Source organism: Compostibacillus humi (assembly GCF_014637175.1).
Lineage (GTDB): Bacteria > Bacillota > Bacilli > Bacillales > Amphibacillaceae > Oceanobacillus > Oceanobacillus humi.
Genome location: NZ_BMEV01000103.1, coordinates 1 through 6,542 on the forward strand (window position 1 = coordinate 1; position 6,542 = coordinate 6,542).

At 37.0% G+C, this 6,542-nt stretch carries 7 protein-coding genes and 1 pseudogene; all 8 read left to right on the top strand.

The window, feature by feature from the left end; genetic code table 11:
• Nucleotides 1-274: 274 nt before the first annotated feature.
• On the top strand, nucleotides 275-1,492 hold the full coding sequence (locus IEV18_RS16110) for an IS256 family transposase (RefSeq protein ID WP_188393388.1): 1,218 nt from the start codon (nucleotides 275-277) through the stop codon (nucleotides 1,490-1,492).
• Nucleotides 1,493-1,975: 483 nt separating this feature from the next.
• Nucleotides 1,976-2,176: a helix-turn-helix transcriptional regulator gene (locus tag IEV18_RS16115; protein ID WP_188393389.1), complete on the top strand. Its 201-nt coding sequence runs from the start codon at nucleotides 1,976-1,978 to the stop codon at nucleotides 2,174-2,176.
• A gap of 4 nt (nucleotides 2,177-2,180) precedes the next feature.
• Nucleotides 2,181-2,621 carry a hypothetical protein gene (locus IEV18_RS16120; RefSeq protein WP_188393390.1) on the top strand — a complete coding sequence of 147 codons (441 nt, stop codon included), beginning with the start codon at nucleotides 2,181-2,183 and terminating at the stop codon, nucleotides 2,619-2,621.
• Between the two features lie 213 nt (nucleotides 2,622-2,834).
• Nucleotides 2,835-3,551 carry a GNAT family N-acetyltransferase gene (locus IEV18_RS16125; RefSeq protein ID WP_229733695.1) on the top strand — a complete coding sequence of 239 codons (717 nt, stop codon included), beginning with the start codon at nucleotides 2,835-2,837 and terminating at the stop codon, nucleotides 3,549-3,551.
• Nucleotides 3,552-3,607: 56 nt separating this feature from the next.
• Complete coding sequence (locus IEV18_RS16130) at nucleotides 3,608-4,513, top strand: ABC transporter ATP-binding protein (protein ID WP_188393391.1); 906 nt, start codon at nucleotides 3,608-3,610, stop codon at nucleotides 4,511-4,513.
• A gap of 15 nt (nucleotides 4,514-4,528) precedes the next feature.
• Nucleotides 4,529-5,278, top strand: coding sequence for an ABC transporter permease (locus tag IEV18_RS16135; protein WP_188393392.1), 750 nt, complete (start codon nucleotides 4,529-4,531; stop codon nucleotides 5,276-5,278).
• Nucleotides 5,279-5,289: 11 nt separating this feature from the next.
• On the top strand, nucleotides 5,290-6,018 hold the full coding sequence (locus tag IEV18_RS16140) for an ABC transporter permease (protein WP_188393393.1): 729 nt from the start codon (nucleotides 5,290-5,292) through the stop codon (nucleotides 6,016-6,018).
• A 193-nt stretch (nucleotides 6,019-6,211) separates the two neighbouring features.
• A pseudogene (locus tag IEV18_RS17385) lies at nucleotides 6,212-6,542 on the top strand (MBL fold metallo-hydrolase); the annotation flags it as partial.

The following is a 6,542-nucleotide window of genomic DNA, read 5'->3' on the forward strand; positions in this document are numbered from 1 at the left end:
CTTTATCATTTATCATATTTATCGAAATTAACAGCTCTTACTTGTTTAGATAACAAAAAATCATTGGATTTGGTATCAAATTAAATCTTCATTGGAAGTATGAATAATTCAGGATAATGTATTTTATAAAATAAATTAACGTGAAAAAGATAGTTGTCCCAGTTGAGTCCATATAATTGTGTAAAATGGATTCTCCGAAAATAAGAGAGCCATTTCCAAAATCCTCGGTTAGAATGGAGTTACCAAGACAACATTCTAGAAAGGGGATTTTGAAATGGCTCAATACCAGATTACACTAGACTCCAAATTATTTCATCAACTATTTTTAGGCGATCGTGATGAGGCGGTAGCTCAGTTATTGGAGTCTATATTGAATCAAGTATTGCAAGCCCAGGCAACAGAACAACTGCAAGCTAAAAACTATGAGCGCACAGAGGATCGCAAAGATTACCGCAATGGTACGTATACTCGTACCCTCACGACTCGGGTGGGTTCTTTGACCCTGCATGTGCCCCGATTTAGAAACGGAAAGTTCTCCACCGAGTTGTTTTCTCGTTACCAGCGGAGCGAACAAGCACTCATTCTGACCATGATGGAGATGGTGATCTATGGCGTCTCGACTCGTAATGTTTCCAACATCACGGAAGTATTATGCGGCGAGGACTTTTCTAAATCCACCGTCAGCGAACTCTGCAAACAACTTGATCCGATCGTGACAAGTTGGCTTCATCGCCCTCTGACCAACGAGTACCCTTTTCTTATCGTTGACGCCATGTTCCTCAAGGTGCGTGAAGATGGGCGAGTTCGTTCCCGTGGGCTCATGATCGCCACGGGGATCAACCTTGAAGGCCGGCGTGAATTACTCGGCATGATGATTGGGGACACCGAATCGGAAGCCTCTTGGAGTGAGTTCTTTGTTCACTTGAAGCAACGAGGCTTACGCGGTGTTGAAATGATCACCAGCGACCATCACAGCGGCCTTGTCAAAGCCATTCGTAAGCATCTGCAGGGCGTGACCTGGCAACGCTGCCAGACCCACTTCATGAAAAACATTCTAGATGTAACGCCCAAGGCATTGCGCAGCGAAGTTAAGGCCCATGTACGCTCCATTTTTGAAGCAGCGGACAGAGAGGCAGCTCGGATGTTATTGCAGCAAACCATTGATCGTTTTCAAGACCATGCTCCAAAAGCTATGGAGATCCTGGATGAAGGCTTTGATGATGCTGTTGCTGTGCTTATGCTGCCAGCACCTTACCGCGTCAAAACTAGGACAACGAATGCCGTGGAGCGTTTAAACAGTGAAATTCGGCGCAGAGAGCGTGTGATTCGTATTTTCCCTAATCGTGAGTCTGTATATCGTCTTATTGGTGCATTGCTTATGGAACAGGACGAAAAATGGGCAATGGGCAACATATATTTTGACATGACTGAGTTCAAGCATTGGCGGATAGAGAGAGTTAAGGCAAGTAACAAAGTGGTGCGTCTCGGTTAACGAACCATCTGCCGAGGATTTTACACACAATTTCGGACTTGACCTAGTGTCCTTTCAAGTGGTGTAAAATCAATTTCTACTGCATGATTTATGTAAATTGAATGATCGTGGATCCAGTAGAATTCCCCATTTTGAATCATTATGTCTCCCCCTCTAAGGGGAGATTTACGGTAATGGCAGGGCTTTTTTAATCGATTCTAATGAAGATTTTACTGCTATTTGTCCAACCTGGTGCGAACCCGCATTTCAGGTGGGAGGACAGGAAATAGCCGCTCCCCCTGTACGCTGATTTTAATTAACCAGACAGTTCTTATCAGACAAAATTATAGGAACGGAATGTTCAAATAGTATTTTTCACTGGACATTAAAACATTTGGTGAAGTCAAGATGCGAAAAAGGAATTCATTTATTACAAAATGCAAATGATTATTGACATTATGCAAATGATGTTTTACAATTATATTGTCATTAGGAGGATTGGTAATGCTAGTGAATAGGGTTCGTGAATTACGGGCGAGATTTCGATGGACGCAGCAAGAATTGGCAGATAAAATTGGTTCCACTAGACAAACGATAGGATTAATTGAAAAAGGGGATTATTCCCCTTCGATAACATTGGCATTAAAAATAGCGGCTGCGTTTGAAGTTGCAGTTGAAGAAGTTTTTTATTTAAAGGAGGAATGAATAAATGTTATTAAAAAAAATATTGCGGTCTCCGCTCATACCGATGAGCTTGTTTATATTGCTAATTACATTTTTGTTACTGTCTATAACGAATTCGATGGTTGGTTTGGCTAGGTTATGCTTCGGTGTATTAGTTTTTTGTATGTTTTTATGGCTATTTTTATTGAAACTTTATAATCATAAACATCCGGATAGTCAGATTAAACCGTTTGGCTTGATTCCCCCGGAATTTCGCGAAATGGATGAGGGAGAACAATGGGTAACTTACAGGGCTTGCAGAAATGTATATATTTACTATAGTTTTGCTCTCCCTATCGTTGCAGGGATATGCTTCCTTTTTTCTGGACACCTTCTCATTCCTATTTGTAGTATTGGAGCCTTAGGTATTGGGCAATACCTTGTTTATTGGTTCACAACATATCGTATTTTAAAGCGTGTTGAGTGAGATTAATAAGGATATAAAATTGTTGGAGTGGGTTCAAAATGCTTATGACTTCTGGCAATATTTTATTCCGGGTTTAGGTTGTTGAACATTATTTAATCCCAGTATGGATCGAAGTGGAGGTAGGAAGATGATTGAGTTGCCATATGACAGCTTCTCTGCTGTAGCTCACCTTTTTACACCAAAAAAAAACAATTAATTCCTGCAATTGCCGTCATTAGGGGGAACTATCCAGGACGAGTATTTGTTGATCATCTACAAAGGCCCCATGTTGCTGTTGTTTGGGCTACTGGAAGATGGATGTATTTGCTAGGGGAGGTAACCACTGCACAACAGAAGACGAGCATCAAGCAATTTATGCAGGATACGGTGATATGCGATTGCAGAAAACAAAAGAAAAACTGGTTTGAAATTTACACAAGTGATTCAAAACATTTGGATAACTTCTTTCTGAAGGAAATTGATAAATTGCGTGTTGATAAACATTACGAATCTGTGTATAGACTAAACGTAGAAAAGTTTTTACAAGTACTTCGTGCAAATTGTCACGAGAGAAGTGATGTCAATTTTAAGTTTGAAACATTCGATATATTGCCAAAAGGGGGATCTTCAAATCGAAAGAATTCTGCTGAATTAAAAAAGACAGTCGGGGTAGTTGTGAAAAGGGGAGATACTGTTATTTCGATCGCCAAAAATAATGGTTTTATTTTTGGCAAAGAATATTTTATTGATATCGACACATTAATAGTAGAGGAAAGAAGGAAGGGATATGCTACTTTGGCTGCAATCAAGTTAATCTCATATTTCCTAGAAAAAAATATGTTGCCATTATGGGAAACCGCAGAAAATAACATTGCTTCAAAGAAACTCGCCTTCAAGCTTGGATTTGAACCAATTGATACTTATCCCGTATTTGAGTTTAAAATAAAATAGTCAGCAAAGTTTATTCCTTAAAAGTTTTTAACCTTTAGATGAAGGAGGTAATTAATGTGAATCAATATATCATTGAAACAAATAAACTCTCGAAAAAATTTGGAAACTTTATAGCAGTAGACAATATAAATTTAAAGGTTCCTAAGGGAGAGATATACGGTTTTTTAGGACCAAATGGGGCAGGAAAATCTACAACAATACGTATGCTTCTTGGACTTGTAAGGCCAACGAACGGAAACGTAACCATATTTGGAAAACCAATGAAGGAATGTCGATTGGAAATACTAAAAAAAGTTGGGTCAATGGTTGAATATCCTTCATATTATGGACATCTAACAGCTTATGAGAACTTAGATTTAGCAAGAAGAATACTAGAGGTTGATCAAAAAGAGATTGATAGGGTTCTGGAAATCGTTAAACTTACGGATGTTAAAAACAAGGCTGTTAAGAAATTTTCATTAGGAATGAAACAAAGGCTAGGTATAGCTCAAGCACTTCTTGGAAATCCAGAATTGCTAATTTTAGACGAACCTACAAATGGACTTGACCCATCTGGGATTCATGAGATAAGAGATCTTATTTGTAGTTTACCTAAAACTCAGGGAATAACGGTTTTTGTTTCAAGTCATATATTAAATGAAATTGAATTGATAGCTAACCATGTTGGAATCATGAAAAAGGGAAAGCTTATATTTCAAGGAACGATAGATGAGTTAAAGGGTAAAAGTAGGACAGAGATTAGAATGGATGTTAGACCAGCAGAAGCTGCACTGAAACAATTGACAACTAAAGGATATACTGTATATCAAAAAAACGGGTTGCTAAATATCCAAGATAAGGGTATAAATCCGGCACATATAAATAGAGAACTTGTGTTAAATGGATATGATGTTTATCAAATAAGTTCGCAGCATGATACCATTGAAGACATCTTCCTTCATTTGACTGACGAGAAAGAGTAGTAAGGAGAAGGAGTCATGAGGTTGATAAAACTTGTTAGAAACGATGTAATGAAGCAAAAAAGCGGGTTCCTGTGGTTATTTATATTAGTAATACCTTTAGGCACAACGGCAGCAATGTTTTTAGATATGTATATTCGATATGATTATTTATTTACAATGGCACAAAAACGAGGATTAACCTCCTGGGAAATGCTTGTTAATGAAAACCACACTATGCTGCAGTGGGGAATATTCCTTCCTATATTTGTGGCAATTATTAGTGCAATGGTTCATCAGGTTGAGTTTGATCGAAATTCCTGGAAAAGTTTATTAAGCTTGCCAGTTACAAGAACTTCTGTTTTTATTTCAAAGTTCATTACCATAGTACTTTTTAGCAGCATATTGATTGTTCTTAATGCAATAGGACTTGTTGTAGTAGGTAAGGTTATTGGATTTCCTGAACCTTTAAGTATAGAGCATTATGGAAGCTATATCATACATCAATTTGTTGGAATATTTGGGGTTGCTGCTCTGCATAACTGGATGAGTTCTATATTTAAAAACCAAGCTATACCAGTCGTTATAGGCTTTATAGGTGTAATTTTTTCATCCATTATATTATATCAATCCTTTGAAATTGCAAAATTCTCTCTTTATCTTTATCCGTTTTTTGCCGGAGGACTGCAAGGATTCGATTCTTCTGTTTCTATTTATGGAGGAATTGTCTGTGGAGCAATTATTACGATCATTGGAAATATTGAATTTACAAGAAGAGACATTTTGTAGGAGGTGTTTAAATGATAAAGACCTTGCAAATGGAGATTCTTAAATTAAAACGTACAAATATAGCTTTAATGGCGACAATTATCCCATTATTTGCAGTATTTCAAGGGGCAATGTTTGTATCTAGTAATAATGGGCAGTTGGATTTTGATTTATGGAATACTTTATTTATAGGAAGTATGTCTCAATTTTCATCTTTAATTTTTCCGATAACGATTACTGTTATAATCGCTATGATTACGAGAGTCGAACACAGTGGTAATGGTTGGAAGCAGCTTTTAACAATGCCTGTAAAAAGAGAAGATGTGTACTTTTTGAAACTTATTATAGGTATTTTTACAATTATCTACAGTGTATTTATATTTTGTATAGGGATGATTGCTATAGGAATATGGTTTGGGGGTAACGATAGTATTCCTATTCACCTTATGGTAGTAAGACCCTTCATTGCTCTAATTGCTTCAATGCCTGTTATAGCAATGCAATTTTATTTAAGCTTTAGATTTTCACATATAGGTATTCCCCTTGCATTCGGGGCAGGCCTTTCACTTCCATCTATGTTGATAGCCAACTCTACTAAGTATTGGATATACTATCCCTGGACTTATCCAATAGTTTCAACTATGACAGAAACCTTTGGAGTTGGTGAAAAAGGATGGATTATGTATTCCATTTGCTTCGTTTCATTTGTAATTATTATTTCTGCAGGTTTGCTAAGGTTTAGGACAAAAGACATATTATAAGGGTGAGTGTAGTTCAATTTATTAGAGATGGGAATATCTATCAAATCAAGATTCTAATAGATATGTTTCCTCATACGTAAGGTTCAAAAATCCCCCACAGACATCAATTCCATCAACTCGAGCCATATCGAGGCAGTAACATGGCTGGAGAGGAAAGTGTAATCTTACTGATGACTTGTTAGCTAAGTTATCAAAGGAAGAAAAAGAATTTGGCATATGGTTTATTCAACAATTAAAAAGTTTGAAGCATGTATCAGTGGATATGAAAGTGTGGATTGCGACAAAATTCTCGATGGACAATGTACGATTATTGAAACTCCTGGACACACTTCCGGTCATATTTCCTTATTCCCCTTCATTACATACTGTTTTTACGGGTGATGCACCGGTTAATGAGGTGAACAAAATGGTTATTGCAAATCCACACTATTGTTTGGATATCGAAAAAGCTGAGCAGTCCTTGAAAAAAATCAAATCTCTTAATCCTAAAAATATCTATTATTATCATGGTGGAAAAATAATGT